This is a genomic window from Methanoculleus sp. UBA413 (assembly GCF_002502935.1).
Taxonomy (GTDB): Archaea; Halobacteriota; Methanomicrobia; order Methanomicrobiales; family Methanoculleaceae; genus Methanoculleus; species Methanoculleus bourgensis.
Map to the genome: position 1 here is coordinate 549 of NZ_DAQR01000101.1, position 21,032 is coordinate 21,580.

Sequence of the window (21,032 nt, forward strand, 5' to 3'; positions counted from 1 at the left end):
CTCACTGAATGAGTTTCTGGGCCACTAACCTCTTGTCTTCGTCGACGACCAGCATGTGCGTTGCACATGAGACACAGGGGTCATACGCACGCACGATGACTTCCGCGAGCCGCCATGGTGCACCGGTCAGTGCACGGCTGCAGGTCGGGAAGTTCCAGGTGGTTGGGACGAGCATCGAGAAGTACTGGACTCTGCCGTCCTTGACACGGGCGAGGTGGACGTCGGTTCCACGGGGAGCCTCGTTCGCAGCCCACCCGAGGGACCCGTCACCCTGCGGGATATCGTCTGCAAGCACAGATCCGGAGGTATTGAGCGCATCCAGTGCGTCGAGGATGCCATACGCGGTTCCGGGGAGCTCCATCTGGCGTGCAATCTGCAGCCCAATCGCACCCTTCTCGTCATAGTTCTTGAACTGGACCTGACGTGCACGCGGTCCGACCTCGACAGGCTGGCCGTCGTAGAGCGGGACACCGGTGCAGGCTTCCATCTGGGGCCAGGTCTTCGTGCCTACGGGGGTGGTGCCACCTATGGGGTAGTTCTCGTCGGCCTCGCTGACCTCCATCTCACCCATATACCAGTCCCAGGGGCGGACTTCGGTGAACCGCTCCGGGAACCAGGTAGGGTTCTCATCGAGGCTGCTGCTGCCGTAGATCGGCGCAACGGCCATGTAGCCCTGGTTGTGGTAGCCGAGGTCGTCGGGGATAGGCACTTCGACGCCGCCGACTTCGGACCAGTCACGCTTCTGGTAGTTCCGGAAGACCGAGATCATGAACTCCATCTGCTGCTGGGTGAGAACCCGGGCCTCTTTCGCGAGATCATAGATCTTGGCCTTTGCACGTGGGGTGATGTTGGTGTACATACCACCGACGCGGGGGTTGCTCGGGTGGATGGCTTCCCCACCGACGATCTCGCCGATGGTCTGGCCGATCTCACGGATCCGCTGGATCCGGAGAGCAACACTCCTGACCGGTTCTTCCTTGGTGAACGGGTTGATCTTCGTATCGGTCCCGGGGATGTACATGTCCGGGAGGGATAGGATGTTGTGCAGGGAGTGGCTGTGCATCCTGTTTGCACACTGCAGGATGTAACGCAGGAGTTTCGCGTCCTCGGGGATCTCACACCCGATGGATGCTTCCATCGCCTCAATGCCCGCCAGGGTATGTGCGATAGGACAGATACCGCAGACGCGCGATGCGATCTTTGGAACCTGCTCCATCGTCTTGCCGATAGCGAGCTTCTCGACACCCCTCACCGGGGTGATGCTGAGCCAATCTCCACGCTCGACGATGCCTTCATCGTTAACTTTTAGAACGAGCTTTGAGTGGCCTTCATGTCTCGTTGTTGGGGAAATCTCTACAACTTTCGACAAATATATCGCCTCATTCCGATATTCTGGTGTTCTGAACACTATACCGGTGTTACCACACAATTTTTTGCACTGGAAACGTACACAGGTACGTCAAGAAGGAATATGAAGAAAACAGAGTTTATACCTTTCGTTTGGGCCCATTTTCAATAGTACTCAATTAAAATTTCGTAACACCCCATGTTAAAAACAGGTTGACTGTGTATTATAATCAGTTAACATAATATAAAAAAGGAAATATGTTCTTAGGATCTATAGTGCTCCCTCATCCATCTCCGCGACGAGTTCAGCTATCGTTGCCTTCCGCTCAGCGTATGCATCGTGCTGGTGGATACTCTCCTCATTTGTCTGTTTTATGGTTACCACGGAATCTCCGGGGAGATCCCGGAACTGCGCGATCACCTTGCGGGCCATTTCGCGAACACAGTCTTCAACGAACCGAGCATTCTTGTGAGCCTCCATCACAACGTAGCTCTCGTCGCCCCGCTTGAGGAGTTCGTATATGCGCGCACTCATGGAGTCCTTCAGGATCTTGATGATCTTCTCGAGGCTGACATACTGGTCGTCGTCGGTCTCGACACAGAGGAAACCTCGCCCACGTTGATTGTGCGTGGCCATCGGCACCTCCTCGAAGAACGCCTCGATCTTATCCTCCGCCACGCCGAGGTTCTCGAGGACATGCAGGGCATGGTCCTTCATGATGTTCTGGGCGCAGGGGCAGGCGGTCATCCCGGTCACTTCGGCGCCGATGCTCTTTCTGATGATCGGGCTTCCGTCGTTCCTCTGAGCGATCGCGCTTGCATGAACGTTCACCACTTCATGGCAGCTGGTTTCGCTGACCGGCGTCTCCCGCCGGACCATGAACTGGCTCCGCATCCTGACTTCGGTTCGCTCCGCGTACTCATGCCGGTCGAGGAGTTTCCGCGCTACTACGCTGCAGAGTTCCTCGATCACCTTTACCTCCCCGTCGATGGCCTGCTGTAGCACGTCATCAATGACTTCAAAGTTGCGGGAGAGGTTTGCACCTTTCAGGCTTCCCGGCAGGTCGACGAAGACATCGAAGTTGGAGATGAAAATGACCGGCCGTTTGCCGGGGCGAGCGACTTCGACGAGTTTTTGGACGTTTTTTACACCTACCCTGGTCAGATTGATGCGGACCTCCGGCAGGCTGGACTGGACATCTGGCAGTTCCATCTCAAATCCTCAATAGTGTATAGAGAGTAAGGTTTCTCTTCATGGACCTTAAATAACTCTCCCGACAACAGAGGATTTCCGATACAATGTTTATTAACTTTGCTGTCTAACCGGAGGTGAGTATCTATGGTGCAGAAATATTATGAGTCTGACGCTGATCCCCGCGCCCTTGAGGGCAGGACGATCGCCGTCATCGGCTACGGCTCTCAGGGTCGTGGACAGGCGTTGAATCTGCGTGACTCGGGCTGTCAGGTCGTCATCGGCCTGCGGCCGGGCGGCAGCTGGCAGAGAGCGTCGGAAGATGGTTTTGAGGTCTACCCGGTGGCTGACGCCGTCAGGCGCGCCGATATCGTCCAGATTCTCCTCCCCGACGAGACCCAGGCGGCCGTCTACCGCGCCGAGATCAGCCCGCATCTCAAAGAGAACGCCTGCCTGATGTTCTCGCATGGGTTCAACATCCACTACGGGCAGATCGTTCCCCCACCCACGGTCGACGTGATCATGGTCGCCCCGAAAGGGCCCGGCCACATGGTCAGGCGAACCTACGGGGAGGGGAAGGGCGTCCCGGCTCTCATCGCCGTCCACCAGGACTACACCGGGAAGGCGCACGCCATCGCACTCGCCTACGCCCGGGGGATCGGCGCAACCCGCGCGGTGGTGCTCGAGACGACGTTTGCGGAGGAGACCGAGACCGATCTCTTCGGGGAGCAGGCGGTCCTCTGCGGGGGGGTGACCTCGCTCATCAAGGCAGGGTTTGAGACCCTCGTAGACGCCGGATACGCGCCTGAGATGGCCTACCTTGAGGTCCTGCACGAGATGAAACTCATCGTCGACCTCATCTACGAGGGCGGATTTACGAAGATGCGCGACTCGATCAGCAACACCGCTCAGTACGGCGACCTGACACGGGGGCCGCGCGTCATCGGGCCGGAGACCTACGCGGCGATGCAGGAGATCCTCGAGGAGATCCAGAACGGTGAGTTCGCGCGGGAGTGGATGCTTGAGAACATGGTGAACCGCCCGGTCTTCACGGCGCTGACGAAGGCGGACGAGGAGCACCTGATCGAGCAGGTTGGCCGAGAGATCCGCGGGTTTATGCCGCAGTTCAAAAAATAATACCCCCTTTTTCCAGCCGATACCGGTTTATGCTCTCCGGCGCTACCCTCCGGTATGTCCGTCTGCATCATCTTCCATTCTGAGACCGGAACCACCCGGGCAGTGGCCCAGCGGCTCGCCGCGGCGACCGACGGCGATCTTGTCGAGGTACGAGACCTTGCGGGTTACTCGAAAGTGGGGATGTACCTGAAAGGCGCTCCGCGGGCTATGCGAAGCGAGCTTGCCGCGATTGAGCCTGCCCTCATCGATGTCTCCGGCTACGATGCCGTCGTCGTCGGAAGCCCGGTATGGGCGTTCAACCCGACACCCGCCGCCAACGCCGCCGTCGCCGCCCTGCAGGGCATCGAAGGAAAGACCGCAGCCGTTTTCTGCACTTCTCGCGGGGCGCCAGGGAAGACCCTCGAGCGTATGCAGGCGATGCTTGCGGACCGGGGCGCCGACGTCAGGGGAGCAGTCTCGTTCACGGATCGTGACCTGCAGAATACCGGGGCGGTGGAGGCCCTGGTCGACCTCGTCCAGCCGCGAGCGGTCAGCGGGACGTAAAAAAAGACGGGAGAGCCGGTCAGAACCGCATCTGCCGGGTCGTCGAGGAGAGCGCCGTCTCGAGTTCCTCAGGCGTGATGACGATAATCTCGCCCTTCAGCCTGAGGGTGAGGGCGTCGCCCCCGACCCTGCCGATGATCCGGTGCTCAACTCCAACAAGGGCCGCCTCGTCCTTCGCCGCGACCAGGAACCGGCCGTAGGTCTCGGAGAAGAGTTCCTCCAGGGCGTCGCCGGTGAGTGTGACGTCTGACTGTGGCGCGACCTTCACGAGCGCCGCGAGGAGCCCGCCCAGGGAGAGGTCGGTGGCGGAGGTGACCCGACCTTCCCTGACGAGGTCGCGGACGACGGCGAGGACGGCCGGGTCGGCCACCGCGGGTGCGTGGCCGCCGCACCCGGTGACGGCATCGAGGACCGAACCACCAAAGTCAGGCTCCGTCGTCCCGATCAGGGCCAGGAGTTCGCCTTTGGCCGGGGCCGTCCACTGCCTGACATCCCCGCGCCCTACCATCCCGAGCGATGGCGTGGGCTTGATCTGCGTCCCGAACTCGTCGCTCTCGTTATAGAGCGAGACGTTGCCGCCGACGACCGGGATTGCCATCCTCCGCGCCGCATCCCCGAGGCCGAGGACACACTGCTCGAGCTGCCAGTTGACCTCCGGGTGCTCGGGGCTTGCGAAGTTGAGGCAGTTGACGAGACTGAGCGGGTCGGCACCGAGGCAGGCGAGGTTGCTTGCGTTCTCGATGACGGCGTTCGCCGTCCCCTCAAAGGGCTTTAAGTAGATGTGCCGGGGGTTGCACCCGCAGGAGAAGACAAGCGCCTTATCCTCCAGGCGGAGCACGGCGGCGTCGTTCTGGACCGAGACCGTCCGGAGCTGGACGTCCCGGTCGTACTGCTCGTAGACCCAGTCCTTGCGCGCCACGTCCGGGTGCGAAAGCACCGCGAGCGCGAGGTCCTTTACCGTCCCCTCCGGGCGGGAGAACGGTGTCTCCGCCGAGTAGGGTTTCTTCTCCCACGAGCAGAGCGGCGCTCCCCCGACCAGCAGATCGATGGGCAGGTCAGCGACGACCTCACCGTGGAACTTCACGATGTAGCGGGGCTCACTGATCACCTCGCCGACATCGCTCCAGCCGAGGTCGTATTTCTCCGCGATCCTGCCCACCAGGGCGACATCCTCGGGCGCCACCTCGACCATCATCCGCTCCTGGGACTCGGCGAGCATGATCTCACGGGGCACCATCCCAGTCTCCCTGAGGTGGACCTGGTCTGCGTAGATGACCGCCCCAAACGTGCTCGCCATCTCGCTTGACGCTCCCGCAAGCCCCGCCGCCCCGAGGTCGCGGCAGGAGAGGATCTTCCCGGTCTCTGCCATCTCAAGGATTGCGTCGATGAGGAGTTTCTCGGTGTAGGGGTCGCCGACCTGGACGCTCGGCCGGCTTGCGGCTTCAGTATCACCGGCAAGGTCCCGGGAGGCAAACGACGCCCCGCCAAGACCGTCCTGGCCGGTCGAGGAGCCGAGCAGCACCAGGTGGTTGCCGGGCCGTTTCACCCGGGCGGTGATGTAGCGGTCCGGGTCCACGATACCGACGCAGACGACGTTCACGAGCGGGTTTCCCGAGTACGAGTGGTCGAAGACGAGTTCGCCCCTGACGACCGGCACCCCGATACAGTTGCCGTAATCCGCGACACCGGCGACGACCTGCTCGAAGAGGTAGCGGTTCTTCTCGGTATCGAGGGGGCCGAAGTAGAGCGGGTCCATCAGGGCGATGGGGCGGGCGCCCATGGAGAGGATGTCGCGGACGATTCCGCCGACGCCGGTGGCGGCACCTTCGTAGGGGTCCACGTAACTTGGGTGGTTGTGGCTCTCCATCCCGATGGCGAGGGCACAGGTATCGCTGAACCGCACGATCGCGGCATCGTCCCCGGGCCCGAGCAGCACCTCGTCCCCTTCCGTCGGCAGCGTCTTGAGGAGAGGTTTGGTGGATCGGTAACTGCAGTGTTCACTCCAGAGATTTTCAAAGCAGGCGACCTCGACGTCGGTCAGGTCGCGCTCGAGGGTTTTTTGCAGCAGTGCAAGGTCCTGAGCCGATAACATATTGTAAAACTGGTGGGTCGCCGATCTAGATAAGCGTGTGCAGGCCGGGGAATCAAGGTAATCACTTTTTGATGTCCTGCGACCAATAGTGGGGTATGACCCCGTCATATGAAGACCTTCTCAAGAAGGCATATACCAATATCACGGAGCCGACGGAGGCCGAGGACCGGTTCATTGTTCCCACCGCCCGCGCCTTCATCGAGGGGAAGACCACGGTTCTTGAGAACTTCGCCGAGATCGCAAGCACCCTCAGGCGCGACCAGGAGCACCTGATGAAGCACCTCCTCGGCGAACTCGGCACCGCCGGAAAGATCGAGGGGACACGGGCCGTCTTCTCAGGGAAGTTCGAGCAGGAGCAGATCAACGCGATCATCCACGGCTACGTCGAGGATTACGTCATCTGCTCGGAGTGCGGGAAGCCCGATACCCGGCTGGTCAAGAGCGACCGGATCCTGATGCTCCGCTGCGATGCCTGCGGCGGTCACCGGCCGGTTCGGAAGCGGAGATCGACCGTAGATCCCTCTGCAGCCTCAAAACCGACCGAGGGCGCCATCATGGACGTGACGCCGCAGTTCCTCTCGAAGCGCGGCGACGGTGTGGTGAAGATCGACCGCTACACGATGTATGTTGCGAACGCAAAACCGGGCCAGACAGTGAAGATAAAGATCACCCGGATCGCCGGGACGATCATCTTCACCGAGCGTGTTGACTAAAAAGAGATCAGTCTTTCCTGATCTCCACCCAGAACCCTGCTTCTTCTTCCCGTATCCGGGAGCCGGCAACAGCGCTTGCTGCGAGCTCCCGGCGGAGCAGATCGGGAGTCGCCTGCCCGCTCCTCCGTGCGACGTCGCGGTCCCAGTTCGGGTTGCGCCGCCGCATCTCGGCAAAGATGTTGTCCCGGAGCTCGGCGGTCCCGAAGCTGCCGCCAACGAACGCGACGCCGCCGGGCCGGAGGACCCGTTCGATCTCCCGGAACGCCTGCACCCGGTCTTCCCAGAAGAAGATTGAGCCGCGGCTGACGATGAGTGATGCGGTATTGTCCCTGACCGGCATGCAGTGGACGTCGCCGATGACCGGGGCTACCCGGCCAGTACGTTCGGCGGCGGTCTCCTGCGCGATCCGCGCCATCGCCGGTTCGGCATCGAGCGCGATGACGGAGAGGTCGCTCTTCTCCGCAAGCGCGACCGAGAGGAGGCCGGGGCCGCTCCCGAGGTCAAGGCAGAGACCGTCCCGTATCCCGGACCACGCAAGCACCTGCTCAGCGATGACGGGGTAGATGGGGGCAAAGACTTCCCGGGCGATCCGGGTGAAGCCTTCAGCGCTCTTCTTCATGGCTCTCTACGCGGTCTCGAGGGCTTCCATCTGCTGGAGGAGTTCGCCGGCGTAGCCGGAGAGCCGTTTTGCCGCATCCGTGACTGCAAGAAGAGGGTCCCGACCGCCGATCGTGGTGACGACGAGTTCGGGGTCGGAGAACTGGAATGCCTGCTTGTGGTGCGCCACGTCCACCCCGGGATCGTTGAGAAGCTCGGCGGCGAGCGCGTTTACGTAAGTGTTGCCTTCGCCTTCAAAGAGGATCCGGGCCTTATCGTCGGTTAACTCCAGGAGTTTGAGTTTCATGGCCATACGCAACTATGTTTGGTTTTGTGAGGAGTATATAGGTATGGGTGGGTCTGGATCACCCTCCGCTGTGTCAGTGCTTCATGGGCGCTGTGGCCGGGGAGCCATGCAGCGTGATGATCCCTCCCGGTCCTTATGACCCGTGCACGTCCGGCGCGACCAGGTCGCGGAGTTCCCTGCGGTCGCGCGATGTGTCCCAGACCCCGGGTTCATCATCTGCCCGCGTGATGATCATGGCCTCTGGATAATCTTCGAGATCCAGAAAAATTATCACCTCGTTTACCGTGACCACCTTCGGCGACCCGTCAACGAGATAACCTGTCTCAAACGTCGTGGGGATCGGGAAGTTCATCGCGACGTAGGTGCCGTTCTGTTTCATGGCCTCCAGTTCCTCCGGCGAGAACCCCGTCTTGTACTGAGCAGAGATGCACCGGATCTGCTCGCCGCATTCTGCTTCGATGGCGGGATACCCGGGGTCTTCCGGGTGGAGGAAGACGCTCAGGCCTCCTGCGCGGTGAATCTCGATGTAGGGGGTATCCTCCCCGGGGTTGTCTGCCGGACGAGGCGTCCAGTCCCCCGGCATTCCCGGCAACGCCTCGCCATGATCCAGTCCGAGGAAGAAACCTCTCCCAACCTCCCATCCCACACCCTCCATCCAGACAACGATCGCCTCTGCCGGCATGGTTCGATTGTCCAGGGCGGTAAGGTGCATCTTGAGGCGTGCCTTCTCCCCTATCCGAAGGGTGAAGGTGTCCGGGACATAGGAGACGCATACATCATCGGGCAGCCCGTCGGTCCGAACGACCCTGACATCAACACCGGTATCGGCTTCCGAGGAGACGACGATCGGGAGGGTTGCCGATGCATTTGATCCCAGAATGAGTGTCGGCGCTCCCGGGTGGTCGGCCCTGACTTCCTCGAAGCCCGAGGAGTTCCCTGCATCGAAATCAAAGAGGAAAGGAGGAGCGCCTTCCTTTCCAGGGGGAGCGTTGATGATCGGCTTATCCAGGATATCGGGCTGGAACGTGGGAGGGGTCGGTACTGGAGTCGCACTGTCAGGTCCTCCCTCGCTCGTACACCCGGCCATAAGAAGGAGACACCCTAGAATTGCAAGAGAGAGCAAAGGGGCCGACACTATCGTTTTAAGCCTGCTCCTTTCCTTTTCCATCATCTCTTCACTCATCCCGCTACGGGAACGTGCATTACGTCCCCCAATTTGCTTCCGGCACTCGCTACTACAGCCTAAAACTGACTTGCCGTCAGGCAATATGTCCATAGAACTGCCGAACCCGCGCTGTCCTGCCGCCTCTCTTCGCAGATACCATAGATAGACTGTGTTCCTTCATAACTTCCAACCCAGTCAACCGCATACTTCCCGGCGTTTCCCACCCGGCATTCACCCGGTTTCGGCCTGATCTTGCCCTGGTGCAGGATGAAGTCCTTGCTGATGTTGTGGCAATCCGGACCCGAAAACTCGAGTCCGAACCGTAATGTAACTGTATTTTCAACACCACGCATATCCCCATCGGGGGCATACCATAGCAAGTTTGATGTGGAATTTTCGAACTCTACCCGGCTCCAAAAGTTCCGAAGGTTTGAGTCGTCGCCTATCCAGGTATCCTCGCGGTTTTTCGCAGCGCCCCACTGCCACCAGTAGTAATGATCTCTGCCCTGCTCGTCGGTCAGGTCTAACGCATAGAGAACCAGTGCATTGTCGGAATCTGCCAGGACCACGCCGTCATTGTTCCTGATCTCCAGACTGCCGCTCCATGCCGACACATACCGGATATTCGGCGTCGCACCCGCCCCCTGAGATGGACCGCGGGTTTCGTCAGGGATGTGCAGTCTTAATGCGCTCACGGCCTCCGAACCGTATTTCTGCTCCATTCTCCCGGCGTAGGCCATAAATTCATCTTCAGACATGCCTGAACTATTGGGGGCAATTCGCAGCGTTTCCTGAGCAGTACTCGTAGAGAGAACTGCCTCTGCCCCCACCACCAGCGCAAAGGCTACGCCGACGACCAGCAGCGCCGCGAACAGGACACAGATGCCGAAGATACGTTTCGGATTCACGGGATCTCCTTGAAGCACGCCCGGACGAGATAGAGCGAGGCGGGTCCGATGCTCATATGATGAGCAGCTGCGCCCTCCTCGGTAGTAATTTTAAAAATGGAGAGAGGATTGGCATATGATGCATCCATCTTCTTCACCTAACATACAGTCTGCCTGAACTCTTATCGGACTCATCTCCTCGATAGACGCTTCCGTGGAAGTCATAGACATTACCCGGGTATACGCAAAAAGAGCCGGGACTGAGCGTACCTTTGTTGGAATCGCCCGTTCCAAGACCATCCGGACAAACTTCAACAGCGGTTCCGCCGTCATCCGTAAACTCAAAGTGCACATCGCCACCTGCCCACCAGTCGGTATCGTCAAACTTCCATTCTACCCATGGTTTGACCCAGAGGCCTTCCTCTGGAACACCCGTTAAGGTATAGTCCTTTAGAGACGCTATTGCCGGTGTACTACCCCAAGATTCATTGAAGTACAGATCTCCGACTTTGAATTCAATGGCCAACGGCCCTATTTCTCCAAGATTAGAGATGTCTATCCCCTGATTGGAGAGATCCACCGTGCGAATGTGATCGCTTGCATCTATCGTTTGACTTTGGGGTTCGGGTGCTTTCTCGGGGCTCATGACGTACTGGAGACGTTCGCTCAAATCGGTGTCGTCTATGGCATCTTCCGGGGAGGTCCTATCTGCACTCACCGCCGGCACGATGACCGCGACGACGAGTAGCAGCGCCACAAACAGGGCGCCGATTCCGGAAATGAATTTTGGTTTCATGGTTCCACACCTCGATGCGTGCTCCGGGAGGCCGTGGGACCGCAATGGCTATCTCTGATAATAGCCAACAGCCCTATTGCCCTCCGGGCACGCGGTGGGGGCCGGGGCACGACGCCAATCGAGACACCCGGCTCCCGCGGGATACCGCGTGCGGTATCACCGATGGAGACTTCGCTGTTCTTCTTTATACCGTTTCTCGGACAAACACCGATTCATCCGGGCGTTCATAGGCCTCAAGTCCAGGGAAAAGAGCGGGAGTGCAGGTATCAGAGCCTGATACTCCAGTGCTTTCCCCGGGGTCCAGGTGCAGGCAGAGTGCGTGCAGGGTGGGCCGCTCCCCGCTCTCACCGGATATCCATCCGCATGAACTTCCCGTACGCGGCGGCGAAGAAGACCGACGGGAAGACGATCAACGCCGCAACACCCCGCCAGATCTGGTCTTCGGCATCTTCCAGTGGCATACCCGAAGGATCGGCGACCGGCCAGACCACCGCATGATAACTCACTATTGGGGAGAAGAGGTTGACCGTATCAGTGACCACCTGTCGTCTGCCCCGGTATTCTTCCATCTCCCCGGTATGCTGCCTGCACTCCTCCTCGTATGCCATCCATACCGCTTCATCAACCGGACGCCCGTCCACGGTCACCGGCATCTCTGGTCTCTGCGGCGGGTCGCCCGCGACCACATCCCCAAGAGCCGTCCCGAAGACCGGCAGCAGGAAGGCGATAGCGAAGAAGAGTGCCAGGCCGTAGATCACCGCATGCCCGCTCTCCTTTGTGACGACCGAGAGGGCGAGAGCGAGGGCGAAGAACGCCAGCAGGTAGAGGAGCGAGGCGAACCCAATGACCCCGATAGCGGCAACCTCGCCCGCCGTCGGCACGATCGAGCAGACGAGGAGCACGGCAAGAGTGAGAGCGAACGCGGTGACGAGGGCAACCCCGAGAGCCGCAACCCCGCCGAGCGCCTTGCCGTTGATGACCTCGTCCCGGTAGACCGGGTGTGCGAGGAGGGTTTTGAGCGACCGGGACTCCTTCTCCTTTGATATCAGGTCAAACCCGGTCGCGATCGCGAGCATTCCTCCGAACGGCACCAGGGAGCTGACCAGATACCCGAAGACGGAGAGGATCGACGGCCGCTCAGGCATCATGCCGGGTCCTGCGGAATCTCCCGCTTCCTGTAACTGCTGGTTATACGACTCGAGGTTCTTGTTGTACTGGTCGATCCCCTGGTGCATGCCGAGCAGGGCAAACATCAGGAGCAACGCAAGGATCACCAGGAATTTCCGGCTGGTGAGGTGGTCGGTGAATTCCTTCCCGGCCACGGTGAAGACTCGTTCTGCTGCCATATCATTACCTCTTGTGTGTCATATGATCGTTCATTCTGCCTACCGCCTCCGCGAGATGAGGTACCCGACGGCAAGGAGCGAGGCGGCGACCGTGCATGCGACCGGGACCAGGGGGAGCGGGTCCTCAGGGGCTTGTGCCTCCCGCACAGCGCTGTTCTGGATGTAGTAACGCATAGGGTCGTCATACAATCGTCTGACGAGATACGTCGTCTCGTCATACCCTACGACATCCCCGCCAGCGACCGCCGCCACCTCGTAGCGGTGGAGCCCCGAGGCATGGATAATGGTATGCCCCCCCTCAAGCCCGGTGATCCAGATACCGTCGACGTAGCCGTCGACTCGGGTCTCCGGGTCTTCCTCTCGCGGGCCGTCGTAGGAGAGGGAGACAAACGGGGTGCCATAATGCTGCATTCCATACTTCTCGCGGTCTTCTTCCGTCCGCTTCCAGGGGATGCTGATACCCCCCGGCTGATGGTCGGACCCGGGGGTGTCGCGGCCGGTACCAGGCACGTCGGCCTCCAGGTCCAGGACGCCCCGGTTCCCGGCCGCATCGTAGGCAATGACCCGGACGCTATGCTGGCCCGGCGGGAGGGTGACCTGCCCTGATGTGAGGGCGCCAAAGTCGGTCCCGTCGACGATGAGGTGCGTCACCGCGGGTTCGGAGACGGCGTACCGGATCGTCCCGTCCTCCTCGACCGACCCTTCCACCGCCGGGGGCGTCGTGTCGTCTGCGGCGGCAAGGGTCCGGACCATGCCGGTCACCGCTTCGGTGCAGGACGCCGCCAGGGAGAGGTTCAGGGTCTCGGGGGTATCGTCCGGGGTATGCCGCAGGGTGTAGCCGCTGTTGTCGGTTATCAGGGCGGCGGGGATATGGTGCTCCCAGAAGCGCCAGTGGTCGCCCCCGAGACTCGATCCAATCAGATGGTTGATCGCCGGGGATTCGGGGACGGTGTCCAGTATCCAGCTGTACTGGGGGAGTGTATCGACATGGAGTTCGTCGCCGCGTGCAACGCAGTCGAGGTTGACGGCCGCGATGATATCCCCGGCAAGGTCCGCGTGGCGGTCCAGCCAGTCGGCGCTCCCCTGCAGCCCGACCTCCTCGCCGGAGAAGGCGATGAAGTAGACCGATCGGTCCAGGGATTCCGTCCGGAGCGCCCGTGCGACCTCAAGCATCACGGCGACCCCGGCGGCGTTGTCGTCCGCTCCGGGGCAGTCGGGACCGTAGACATCGTAGTGGGCGCAGACGACGACGATCCCCGGCCCGGAGCCCTTCTTGATACCGATGACGTTCTGGGTCGTGGCCGGTCCCGCATCCGTCTCGACGGCAAAGACCTCCTGCTGTACGTCATATCCGTACTCCTCCAGTCTCCCGGCGATGTAGTCGGCAGCCGGTCCGTCGTCGAAGCCGGGGACCCGCTGGTAGTCGGTGAGCACCCCGATGATCTCGGTTAATGAATTCATATCCTCGGCACAGGCCGGGGTAGGTATCGCCGTGCCGAGGAGGAGCAAAGCGGCGATGATCGGGATCCCGGCAATGAGGGGACCAAAAAGTTGGGAAGAGGAGGAATCTGCCGCCATTGTGGGTTATCCTTACACCAGGATGAGGTCCCCGCGAGCCGAGGCGCTCTCGGAACCTTCACTGCACGTGATCTCCCAGTGATACGAACCGGGACTGGCAGGCGTAAAAGGTACCGACAGCTTTCCCTTCCAGTTGTTGTTGATGAGCGGAACGTCGAAAATGGACTTCGTGGCTACGGAACCATCCGGCCCTTCCAAGCGGAATTGGGCCGTTTGTCCAACTACCTCATTATAATCCCTGTATTCACAATCCACGTCGATCTGGTAGGTTACCCCGGGTATATAGGAGCCGGCGTACGTATCAGCTGAAGCAGTGCAGTCGATGCCTCCGTCCTCATTGATCAGGAGCGAGCCCCCATTAATGGCCACGGCATGCAGCCCGTTCTCAGCGCTGACCGACGCCACCGTCATACAGACGAGAAGCAGGCCGATGACGGCAACGGCACACGGTCCGAACATTTTTTTCTGTTTCATGATGGTTTTACCTCCGTTCATGCGTACCCGGGAGACCGCAGAACCGCAACGGCTATCCTTGATGGACGCCAACAGCCCTATTGCCCTCCGGGCACGCTGCGGGGGCCGGGGCACGACGCCAATCGAGACACCCGGCCCCCACGGGATACCGCGTGCGGTATCACCAATCGAGACGTCGGCGTTCCTCCTCATAACGTTTCTGTGCATTCCCTTGAACTGTCACCGGATATCCATTCGCATGAACTTCCCGTACGCGGCGGCAAAGAAGACCGACGGGAAGACGATCAGACCCACGATACCTGCCCAGACACTACCGAGAGATTCCGGAAGCGATCGCTTCTGGGGTGCAGAGATAATATCGGCCACAGTCTGGTAACTCTCCTGCGGCGAGAGAAGCGTGATCACATTGGTGGCAAATCTCTTCTTCTCGGTATACGCCGCCAGTACCTCTTGGTAGTCCCTCAGCGCTTCGTTCCACGCAGGAACCTGCTGTCGGGAATCGGCACGGTGAACGGACGACTCACCCGTGGAGGATGAGACGTAGACCACGTCCACTGCGACCTCCTGAGGCGACTCGGGGCGTTGCGGCGGCGGGCCTGCGACGGCGTCGCCAACCATCGCCCCAAGCACCGGGAGGAGTGACGAGATGACGAAGAAGATCACGAGGGTGAAGATCAGCGCGTTTCCGCTCTCCCGGGTGACCGTCGAGAACGCGAGAGCAACGGCAAACCAGGCGACCAGGAAGAGGAGCGAGATCGCCCCGAAGAGCAGGATTCTAACAACCTCGCCCGCCGTCGGCACGATCGAGAGGACGAGGAGGACGGCGGTGATGAGGGCAAGGGCAAGCCCCACGACGACTCCCAGGGCGGCGGCGCCCCCGAACGCCTTGCCGACGATGACCTCGTCCCGGTAGACCGGATGCGCAAGGAGGGTTTTGAGCGACCGGGTCTCTTTCTCGCGGGTGACCAAGTCGAACCCGGTTGCGATGGCAAGCAGTGCGCCGAGCGTCATCGTGGTCCCGGTCATGGAGCTGAAGACGTACAGGATCGAGGGCTTGCCCGGCATCTCAAGCCACCAGGCCCCGAGGTTCTGCAGGTCCCGGTACTCGTCCGCCGCCTGCATCGCTTTGTTGTACGAAGCCAGGGCGTCATCATAGCGCTCGATCCCCTGGGCCATACCGATTATGGCGATGATGAGGTACAGGGCAAAGATCAGGAGAAACCGCCGGCTCGTGAAGAGGTCGGAGAACTCTTTTGCGGCGACGATGAGGCTGCGTCCTGCGGTCATGGTATGCTTCCTCTCAAGGTTTTCGTCAGGATCGAGTGGGACGCGCCCCTCCTGTGATGCACAGGGAGGATTTGAGTGTCAGATATGGTGGCGCCTCGATTGGGACAGGGGTGCCGTCATGACGGCACCCAATTCTCTTTTAGGTCTGCATCTTCCCTGTTCCATCGAATTCGGTATCCCCGGCAAGACTGATCTTCTCGACGACGACCCGGTATTTGTCGCCTTCCTGGAGACGCTGATCATACCGCACGTGACGCTCACCGTTCTCGGTGAACGGGAGCCACGGCCCATCGTCCTGTGCGAGGACGCGGTTATTGCTGTCGACCAGTTTCAGCCGCAGGTCACTCCATTCGCCATCGACCTGGTAGAACTTCATATCGACCTGAATATAGTTGTAGACACCCGGAGGCACGGTAAACTGAGTGGTATCGCTAGGAAATGATTCGGAGATTATACCTCCGAAGACGAATGTGGCAACTGCGTCGGTGCCCACCTCTCCGAGAGTAATATCAACACCTTTGGTATCGCCCGCATCCGATGATGGGGGCTGGAGATATACGGCAAAGTTGGCCACCTCGATTGCCGAAACTCCCCCAAAGCAGAGCAGCACGAGGAGTGCGGCTATGCCAATCTGCAATAGTTTCATGGTTTTCACCTTATTCATGCATGCTTCGGGAGGCCGCAGAACCGCAACGGCTATCCCCGATGGGAGCCAACAGCCCTATTGCCCTCCGGGCACGCTGTGGGGGTCGGGGCACGACGCCAATCAAGTTCCCCGGCCCCCGTGGGATACCGCATGCGGCTTCCCCGATGGAGACTTCGCTGTTCTTCTTTATACCGTTTCTCGGACAAACGCCGATTCATCCGGGCGTTCATAGACCTCAAGTTCATGGAAAAGAGCGGGAGTGCAGGTATCAGAGCCTGATACTCCAGTGCTTTCCCCAAAGACTGGTGTGCAGGCAGAGTGCGCGCACCTTCCCACCGTAGTGAGCGTCACGGCGAACGATCGCCAACACGGGAGACCGAGGGAACACCGATAACATTCAGGGGTCTCTGAAACTCACCTACCGGGAGGGAACACCCCCGGGGCTGATCCATCCAGCGGGATCTGCCGCGCTCCGGGCCGGTTTAAGGCGGGTCCGCATATCCGTCAGTATACGAGAATAGTTCTCGGCGAGAGTATATCGCACACACCGCCCGTCCCTCTCAGCGATCACAACACCCAGATCTTTCAGGTACCGTAGATGTTCATAAACTGTAGCTCCTGATAACCCGACGTCTTCTGCAATTTCTTCGTTGTATGCGCCTTGATTGAGATAGATCTCTGTTATAATTCTCCGCAGACTCTCATTCCTCAGTGCGATGATGAGGTTCTCCTCCTCGGCCGAGTATGGGGCACCTGCAACAAAATAATGAACCCTCCCTCTTCCCGATACCGTCTTTAAGAGGCCCACGGATTCCATCGTTTTCATATGATGACCAAGCGTCCCTCGCGTCAGAGGCACACGCCTCAATATCTCCCTGAAGTGCAATCCCGGGTTCCTCTTGACAAATCTCAAGATCTTGCGCCTCTGCGGACTCTCAAGAGCGTTTTCTCTGCAAATCCGTTTGTATCCGAGGTATCCGGCGGCCTTCAACGGAATGAGGGTCTCGATCGGTGCTGCCGTCAGCTGGGGGAATACGGATACCAGCAGGAAGAGCCAGAACGGTATCGGGTCTACCTCCTGCACCTTCTCGCCCGATATGGACATGCCGGGCTCTTGCCCGACGTTTCTTGAGGGCCGGACCGTGTATTCGGTGGCATCGGCGACAGACACCAGCAGCACCAAAAAGAGGACCGAGAGGGTGAACAGCCGGATAAGTCTACCTGGCCTAGTACGGGTAGAGGTTGAGGGTGTAGTTTCTCTGAGAGGATACTTTCTCGTCGTATTCATCAAACGTCCACGTCCCCTGACTTACATAACCACCATCTGGGTCAATGTCGATATGAATCTTGCCATCCATCATTCCGTCGCTACTGTCGCGGAACGTGCCGATCCTGCTTCCCGATGGGGCGTAGATGGTCAACGCCAGAGAATCGGAGGTCGAACCCCAGTTCAGGTATACCTCAAGATACTCGACGCCGCTCCCGAGATAGAACTGTGCATGTCTCACCCTTGCCGACGGTGTCGGAGAGCCCTGGCGTCGTCACCGGGGTGGCCTGCGCGCAGTGAATGAAGAGAGGGGGCCTGCACCGGATCTGCTGGAACATTCTTGCTCGTACCGGCGATACTTTTGTCGTCGGGGGAGTTCCTTCAGGGCGGGTCAGCCGCAGAGGAGACCATTACGGTGATCCCAGGGCGTTAAAACCGCTTTTTTAGAAGAGACGGTTTCGAATTGGTGTTTGTCCCATAAACAGTTTATCCCAGGACAACCCAGTGAACAACTGTGGGTACCGCAGGCGGCGCCTGCACCAGTGCGGAGGTTCACCCGGCCGGTTTGCCAAACTCCCGGGTGAATGTCCCGCATGCCCGGAGGCAAAGGGGACGCACGCGTTTTACATACTTAGATGTGCCCCTCCTGTCTTCAAGGGCGCCTGGAAGAAAGTGGCTGAACGGAAACACGGGGATGCGGGCACTCTCTACGTTCATGGCAGTGATGCCGGCAATGGCTGGATACCAATCATAATTGAGGTGAAGAAATGGAGAAAAAGCAGCAGCTCACGGCAGTGTTTGTTATACTCATGCTGACGGTATCGATCTGCCCCGGGTCTGCTTCCGCGAATCCGATTGCCGATGAGCGCGGCATAGGCGTTGAACATGGTGAACGAACGAGCGTCGTCCAACTCCTGAAGACCGGTTTGAACAAGCGAGAGCCCGTCACCATCACACTCGGAGGACTTCCCTCCTCAAAGGGCGGGCAAAACGCATCATATTCTGACCTCGAGAACTTCAAAACCGCCACATGGGACCTGGTACAGGAGCACTACCTCTATCCCAACGGGTCAGTCATCGGTTTCGGCTACGACGTTGACGGGTATCTCCGGGTGAGTCTCTGGAACGGCCCGCCTCCGCCGGAGAACGTCTCCTCAATTGAGGCGCTGTTTGCGATGCTTGATGAACGGGCGAAGGGTATGGGAATTGAGAACATCCCGGTGAAGTTCACGGTATTCACCTCCCCTCCGGAACTGGTCCTTCATCGCGACCGGTTGAACCCCACTGAACGTATAAGCCCATACACGCAACCGCCGGAGAACTGCCCGGAAAAAGTCACTTCCCTCGATGCATTGACCGTGGCGCTTCACGATCCGGAGGTCATCGGGTTGCTGGAGAATGAGAGTATCGAGACGATCACGTTCTCACGAGGCACCTATACTGACAAAAATATGAGCTACACCCAGATGGTCTTCCGCCCCGAGGACCCGGACCCCGACGACTGCATGGCCGCTCCGATGATCGTGGTCCAGGTTAACGATTCATGCTGGGTTTCTGCCGCCTACGAGACCTATCCTTCGTATATCCCGGGCTGCCGGGGAAGAGCCGGATAATCACCAGCAGAACGTCTCCATATCGTACCCGGCGTGCGGCATCTCCGGCGGCACCATATGACTCATGTGGACGCACCGGTAGTCCCGCGCCCCGACGTCGCGGGCGAACCTGACCGCCTCGGCGTAGTTCATGTGCTTGGTGATATTGTAGCCCTCGGGGGCTATGCCGTCAACGAAGAGGAGGTCGATATCGGCGCTGCAGAGGAGGTCCCGGCTCTTCTCGGGGATATCCTCCCGTGTATCCGAGGTATAGACGACTGTGACACTGTCGTGCTCGATCAGAAGCCCGCAGGTGTAGATCGGGGGGTGGTTCACGGGAAAGAACGTGAAGGTCACGCCGAAGAGGTCGAACGGCTCGTAGACCGGGATCGGGTGTTTCTCAAACGGCAAAAAGTGGAGGTAGCGGGAGCAGTAGTTCATCACCGGCGGCGCCGCGTAGGCCGGCGGGACCTTCTGCACCCGGTAGAACTCCCCAAACCCGATGAAGTGGTCGTAGTGGCCGTGCGACCAGATGACCGCATCGATATGGGGCGAGCAGGCCCGGAGGAGCTGCTGCCGCAGGTCAGGCGACGACTCAATAAGGATGTGCTTACCCTCGGTCTCGATGAGGAGGGAGGTCCGGAGCCTTGATCTCCCCGCCGCGGTCATCGTCCGGCAGGTCTCGCAGTCGCACCCCACCTTCGGCGTCCCGATGGCGTCGCCGGTCCCGAGCAGCGTTATCTGCATGTCAGTATCCGGTGTCGCGGATGACATTGCGCTCCTCGACCCTGAGAAGACCCCGCTCGATGTCTGCCGCATCAAGGTGGCGCCGGTCCTCCATCAGCGCCGAGATCACCGCCTCCTTCATCATCATCCGGAGGTCGGAGCCCGAGAACCCCTCCGTCTGTGCCGCGAGGTCGGCGAAGTTGCAGTTGCAGTCGATTGCAACGGCGATCTTTTCGAGGATCGCCTGCCGCATCGCCTGGTCCGGGAGCGGGAACTCCACCACCTCGTCGAACCGCCGCCAGGCCGCCTCGTCGAGGATGCGGGGATGGTTCGTCGCCCCGATGAGGAGGACGCCGTTCTTCACGAAACTGATCTGGTCGATGTTTTTCAGAAGCATATTCACAGCGCGCTTCATCGCGCCGTGGTCGTCGCTGACCCGGGTCTTCGCAACGAAATCAAACTCGTCGATGAAGAGGATGCAGGGGGCGAGTTTCTTCGCGAGGTCAAAGATCCGGTCGATGTTCTTCGAGGTCTCGCCCAGGTACTGGGAGGTGACCATCGCGAGGCGGACTTCGAGGATCGGCATGTGGAGTTCCCGGGACATCGCAAGCGCAAGCGACGTCTTCCCGGTGCCGGGCGGACCGACGAAGAGGAGCCGCCCAAACTCGTAGATCCGCTGCTGCTTTAAGAAGTCCCGGTGCTCGAGGGCGACGCCGATCTTCCTGATAGTCTCCTCCTGCCGGGGGGTGCAGACCAGGTTATCGAGCGTAGACTCGACCTCATTCGGCGCACTGATGATGATCAGGTCGCGAGCCTCCCGCATCTCCTCATTCTCCCCGATGAGGCGGGAGACCTTCGCCTCCATATACTCCTTCGTATCCTCAAACCGGGGATTCTTCGCCCGGACGTCCTGGTACCTGACCTGGACGCCGTCCTTCCCTTCAAAATACGAGGCCAGGGCGGGGTTCTCCTCGACCAGCGGGCCCCCGCCCTTCTTGAGGAACCATCCCGCCGCTGCGTCGAGCGAGGGCAGGCTCAGGCGCTGCCCGAACTCATCGTAGCCGACGAACGGGTTCCGGCGGACGGCCTGGCAGACGGCGTCGGGGACGCCGAGCACCTTCTTGATCGCTCCTTCGCTCACGATCAGCGGGCGCTTCACCTCGGTGTTCCCGCCGATCCCGGCACCAAAGAACTCCCGGCAGCGCGGGCGAAGGTCGTTGATGCCGAGATCCTGGTTCCGGTTGAATATCTCCGCGGTGAGCAGGAGCTCCATGATGGCGAGGACGTCACGCGTACCCGTATCGGTGGTCATATCTATGAACTGACATATAGGCGCGCGA

The 21,032-nt window shown here is 60.0% G+C and carries 21 protein-coding genes; 4 read left to right on the forward strand and 17 right to left on the reverse strand.

Annotated elements, in window-relative coordinates; all coding sequences use genetic code 11:
• Nucleotide 1 precedes the first annotated feature (1 nt).
• Together frhA and mptA are read right to left on the reverse strand one after the other, a co-directional pair.
• Complete coding sequence (frhA, locus tag BP858_RS08340; protein WP_286879280.1) at nt 2-1,369, reverse strand: coenzyme F420 hydrogenase subunit alpha; 1,368 nt, start codon at nt 1,367-1,369, stop codon at nt 2-4.
• Nucleotides 1,370-1,618: 249 nt separating this feature from the next.
• Nucleotides 1,619-2,560 (reverse strand): GTP cyclohydrolase MptA, encoded by a 942-nt coding sequence (mptA, locus tag BP858_RS08345; RefSeq protein ID WP_074174869.1) that lies wholly within the window; start codon nt 2,558-2,560, stop codon nt 1,619-1,621.
• A 126-nt stretch (nt 2,561-2,686) separates the two neighbouring features.
• On the opposite strand from mptA, the gene ilvC reads away from it, so the two are divergent.
• Both ilvC and BP858_RS08355 read left to right on the forward strand, forming a co-directional pair.
• Entirely contained in the window at nt 2,687-3,676 is a 990-nt protein-coding gene (ilvC, locus tag BP858_RS08350) for a ketol-acid reductoisomerase (RefSeq protein ID WP_074174870.1), read from the forward strand.
• Nucleotides 3,677-3,730: 54 nt separating this feature from the next.
• Nucleotides 3,731-4,219 carry a flavodoxin family protein gene (locus BP858_RS08355; protein ID WP_286879281.1) on the forward strand — a complete coding sequence of 163 codons (489 nt, stop codon included), beginning with the start codon at nt 3,731-3,733 and terminating at the stop codon, nt 4,217-4,219.
• A gap of 19 nt (nt 4,220-4,238) precedes the next feature.
• Here the strand turns inward: BP858_RS08355 and purL are convergent, their stop codons facing one another.
• Nucleotides 4,239-6,311, reverse strand: a complete 2,073-nt coding sequence (purL, locus tag BP858_RS08360; RefSeq protein ID WP_286879282.1) for a phosphoribosylformylglycinamidine synthase subunit PurL — start codon at nt 6,309-6,311, stop codon at nt 4,239-4,241.
• A 95-nt stretch (nt 6,312-6,406) separates the two neighbouring features.
• Here purL and BP858_RS08365 point away from each other — a divergent pair, with 95 nt between their 5' ends.
• Complete coding sequence (locus BP858_RS08365) at nt 6,407-7,024, forward strand: translation initiation factor IF-2 subunit beta (protein ID WP_074174873.1); 618 nt, start codon at nt 6,407-6,409, stop codon at nt 7,022-7,024.
• Between the two features lie 7 nt (nt 7,025-7,031).
• On the opposite strand, the gene BP858_RS08370 is transcribed toward BP858_RS08365, so the two are convergent.
• The 12 genes from BP858_RS08370 to BP858_RS08425 all read right to left on the reverse strand — a co-directional run bounded on the left by BP858_RS08370 (nt 7,032) and on the right by BP858_RS08425 (nt 17,528).
• Nucleotides 7,032-7,643 carry a class I SAM-dependent methyltransferase gene (locus BP858_RS08370; protein ID WP_074174874.1) on the reverse strand — a complete coding sequence of 204 codons (612 nt, stop codon included), beginning with the start codon at nt 7,641-7,643 and terminating at the stop codon, nt 7,032-7,034.
• Between the two features lie 6 nt (nt 7,644-7,649).
• A complete protein-coding gene (locus tag BP858_RS08375; protein ID WP_082864863.1) occupies nt 7,650-7,934 on the reverse strand; it encodes a DNA-directed RNA polymerase subunit L in 285 nt (94 codons plus the stop codon).
• Nucleotides 7,935-8,061: 127 nt separating this feature from the next.
• Nucleotides 8,062-9,015, reverse strand: coding sequence for a hypothetical protein (locus BP858_RS08380; protein WP_214166484.1), 954 nt, complete (start codon nt 9,013-9,015; stop codon nt 8,062-8,064).
• A 155-nt stretch (nt 9,016-9,170) separates the two neighbouring features.
• Nucleotides 9,171-10,001 (reverse strand): hypothetical protein, encoded by an 831-nt coding sequence (locus tag BP858_RS08385; RefSeq protein WP_286879283.1) that lies wholly within the window; start codon nt 9,999-10,001, stop codon nt 9,171-9,173.
• A 133-nt stretch (nt 10,002-10,134) separates the two neighbouring features.
• Nucleotides 10,135-10,776, reverse strand: coding sequence for a hypothetical protein (locus BP858_RS08390; protein ID WP_214166486.1), 642 nt, complete (start codon nt 10,774-10,776; stop codon nt 10,135-10,137).
• Between the two features lie 344 nt (nt 10,777-11,120).
• Nucleotides 11,121-12,122: an ABC transporter permease subunit gene (locus tag BP858_RS08395; RefSeq protein ID WP_011844997.1), complete on the reverse strand. Its 1,002-nt coding sequence runs from the start codon at nt 12,120-12,122 to the stop codon at nt 11,121-11,123.
• Nucleotides 12,123-12,161: 39 nt separating this feature from the next.
• Nucleotides 12,162-13,583 (reverse strand): M20/M25/M40 family metallo-hydrolase, encoded by a 1,422-nt coding sequence (locus tag BP858_RS08400; RefSeq protein WP_286879284.1) that lies wholly within the window; start codon nt 13,581-13,583, stop codon nt 12,162-12,164.
• Nucleotides 13,584-13,712: 129 nt separating this feature from the next.
• Entirely contained in the window at nt 13,713-14,174 is a 462-nt protein-coding gene (locus BP858_RS08405; protein WP_011844995.1) for a hypothetical protein, read from the reverse strand.
• A gap of 219 nt (nt 14,175-14,393) precedes the next feature.
• Nucleotides 14,394-15,461, reverse strand: coding sequence for an ABC transporter permease (locus tag BP858_RS08410; RefSeq protein ID WP_286879285.1), 1,068 nt, complete (start codon nt 15,459-15,461; stop codon nt 14,394-14,396).
• 139 nt (nt 15,462-15,600) lie between these two features.
• Nucleotides 15,601-16,107, reverse strand: coding sequence for a hypothetical protein (locus BP858_RS08415; RefSeq protein ID WP_145916341.1), 507 nt, complete (start codon nt 16,105-16,107; stop codon nt 15,601-15,603).
• A 418-nt stretch (nt 16,108-16,525) separates the two neighbouring features.
• A complete protein-coding gene (locus BP858_RS08420) occupies nt 16,526-17,287 on the reverse strand; it encodes a winged helix-turn-helix transcriptional regulator (RefSeq protein ID WP_286879293.1) in 762 nt (253 codons plus the stop codon).
• Between the two features lie 46 nt (nt 17,288-17,333).
• Nucleotides 17,334-17,528 carry a hypothetical protein gene (locus tag BP858_RS08425; protein ID WP_286879286.1) on the reverse strand — a complete coding sequence of 65 codons (195 nt, stop codon included), beginning with the start codon at nt 17,526-17,528 and terminating at the stop codon, nt 17,334-17,336.
• A 613-nt stretch (nt 17,529-18,141) separates the two neighbouring features.
• On the opposite strand from BP858_RS08425, the gene BP858_RS08430 reads away from it, so the two are divergent.
• Entirely contained in the window at nt 18,142-18,987 is an 846-nt protein-coding gene (locus BP858_RS08430; protein WP_286879287.1) for a hypothetical protein, read from the forward strand.
• Here BP858_RS08430 and BP858_RS08435 read toward each other — a convergent pair whose 3' ends face one another.
• Nucleotides 18,988-19,740: an MBL fold metallo-hydrolase gene (locus BP858_RS08435; protein WP_082864865.1), complete on the reverse strand. Its 753-nt coding sequence runs from the start codon at nt 19,738-19,740 to the stop codon at nt 18,988-18,990. It abuts the gene before it with no gap.
• On the reverse strand, nt 19,715-21,004 hold the full coding sequence (locus BP858_RS08440; protein ID WP_074174880.1) for an ATP-binding protein: 1,290 nt from the start codon (nt 21,002-21,004) through the stop codon (nt 19,715-19,717). The genes BP858_RS08435 and BP858_RS08440 overlap by 26 nt, the downstream gene beginning before the upstream one ends.
• Nucleotides 21,005-21,032 lie beyond the last annotated feature (28 nt).

Excerpts from the sequence above, each read along its gene's own strand:
- BP858_RS08430 (WP_286879287.1), top strand. The coding sequence starts at position 18,142 with ATGGAGAAAAAGCAGCAGCTCACGGCAGTGTTTGTTATACTCATGCTG.
- BP858_RS08400 (WP_286879284.1), bottom strand. The coding sequence starts at position 13,583 with ATGAATTCATTAACCGAGATCATCGGGGTGCTCACCGACTACCAGCGG.
- BP858_RS08415 (WP_145916341.1), bottom strand. The coding sequence starts at position 16,107 with ATGAAACTATTGCAGATTGGCATAGCCGCACTCCTCGTGCTGCTCTGC.
- ilvC (WP_074174870.1), top strand. The coding sequence starts at position 2,687 with ATGGTGCAGAAATATTATGAGTCTGACGCTGATCCCCGCGCCCTTGAG.
- BP858_RS08380 (WP_214166484.1), bottom strand. The coding sequence starts at position 9,015 with ATGGCCGGGTGTACGAGCGAGGGAGGACCTGACAGTGCGACTCCAGTA.
- BP858_RS08395 (WP_011844997.1), bottom strand. The coding sequence starts at position 12,122 with ATGGCAGCAGAACGAGTCTTCACCGTGGCCGGGAAGGAATTCACCGAC.
- BP858_RS08410 (WP_286879285.1), bottom strand. The coding sequence starts at position 15,461 with ATGACCGCAGGACGCAGCCTCATCGTCGCCGCAAAAGAGTTCTCCGAC.
- BP858_RS08435 (WP_082864865.1), bottom strand. The coding sequence starts at position 19,740 with ATGTCATCCGCGACACCGGATACTGACATGCAGATAACGCTGCTCGGG.
- BP858_RS08370 (WP_074174874.1), bottom strand. The coding sequence starts at position 7,643 with ATGAAGAAGAGCGCTGAAGGCTTCACCCGGATCGCCCGGGAAGTCTTT.
- mptA (WP_074174869.1), bottom strand. The coding sequence starts at position 2,560 with ATGGAACTGCCAGATGTCCAGTCCAGCCTGCCGGAGGTCCGCATCAAT.
- BP858_RS08365 (WP_074174873.1), top strand. The coding sequence starts at position 6,407 with ATGACCCCGTCATATGAAGACCTTCTCAAGAAGGCATATACCAATATC.
- BP858_RS08375 (WP_082864863.1), bottom strand. The coding sequence starts at position 7,934 with ATGGCCATGAAACTCAAACTCCTGGAGTTAACCGACGATAAGGCCCGG.
- BP858_RS08405 (WP_011844995.1), bottom strand. The coding sequence starts at position 14,174 with ATGAAACAGAAAAAAATGTTCGGACCGTGTGCCGTTGCCGTCATCGGC.
- purL (WP_286879282.1), bottom strand. The coding sequence starts at position 6,311 with ATGTTATCGGCTCAGGACCTTGCACTGCTGCAAAAAACCCTCGAGCGC.
- BP858_RS08355 (WP_286879281.1), top strand. The coding sequence starts at position 3,731 with ATGTCCGTCTGCATCATCTTCCATTCTGAGACCGGAACCACCCGGGCA.
- BP858_RS08390 (WP_214166486.1), bottom strand. The coding sequence starts at position 10,776 with ATGAAACCAAAATTCATTTCCGGAATCGGCGCCCTGTTTGTGGCGCTG.
- BP858_RS08440 (WP_074174880.1), bottom strand. The coding sequence starts at position 21,004 with ATGACCACCGATACGGGTACGCGTGACGTCCTCGCCATCATGGAGCTC.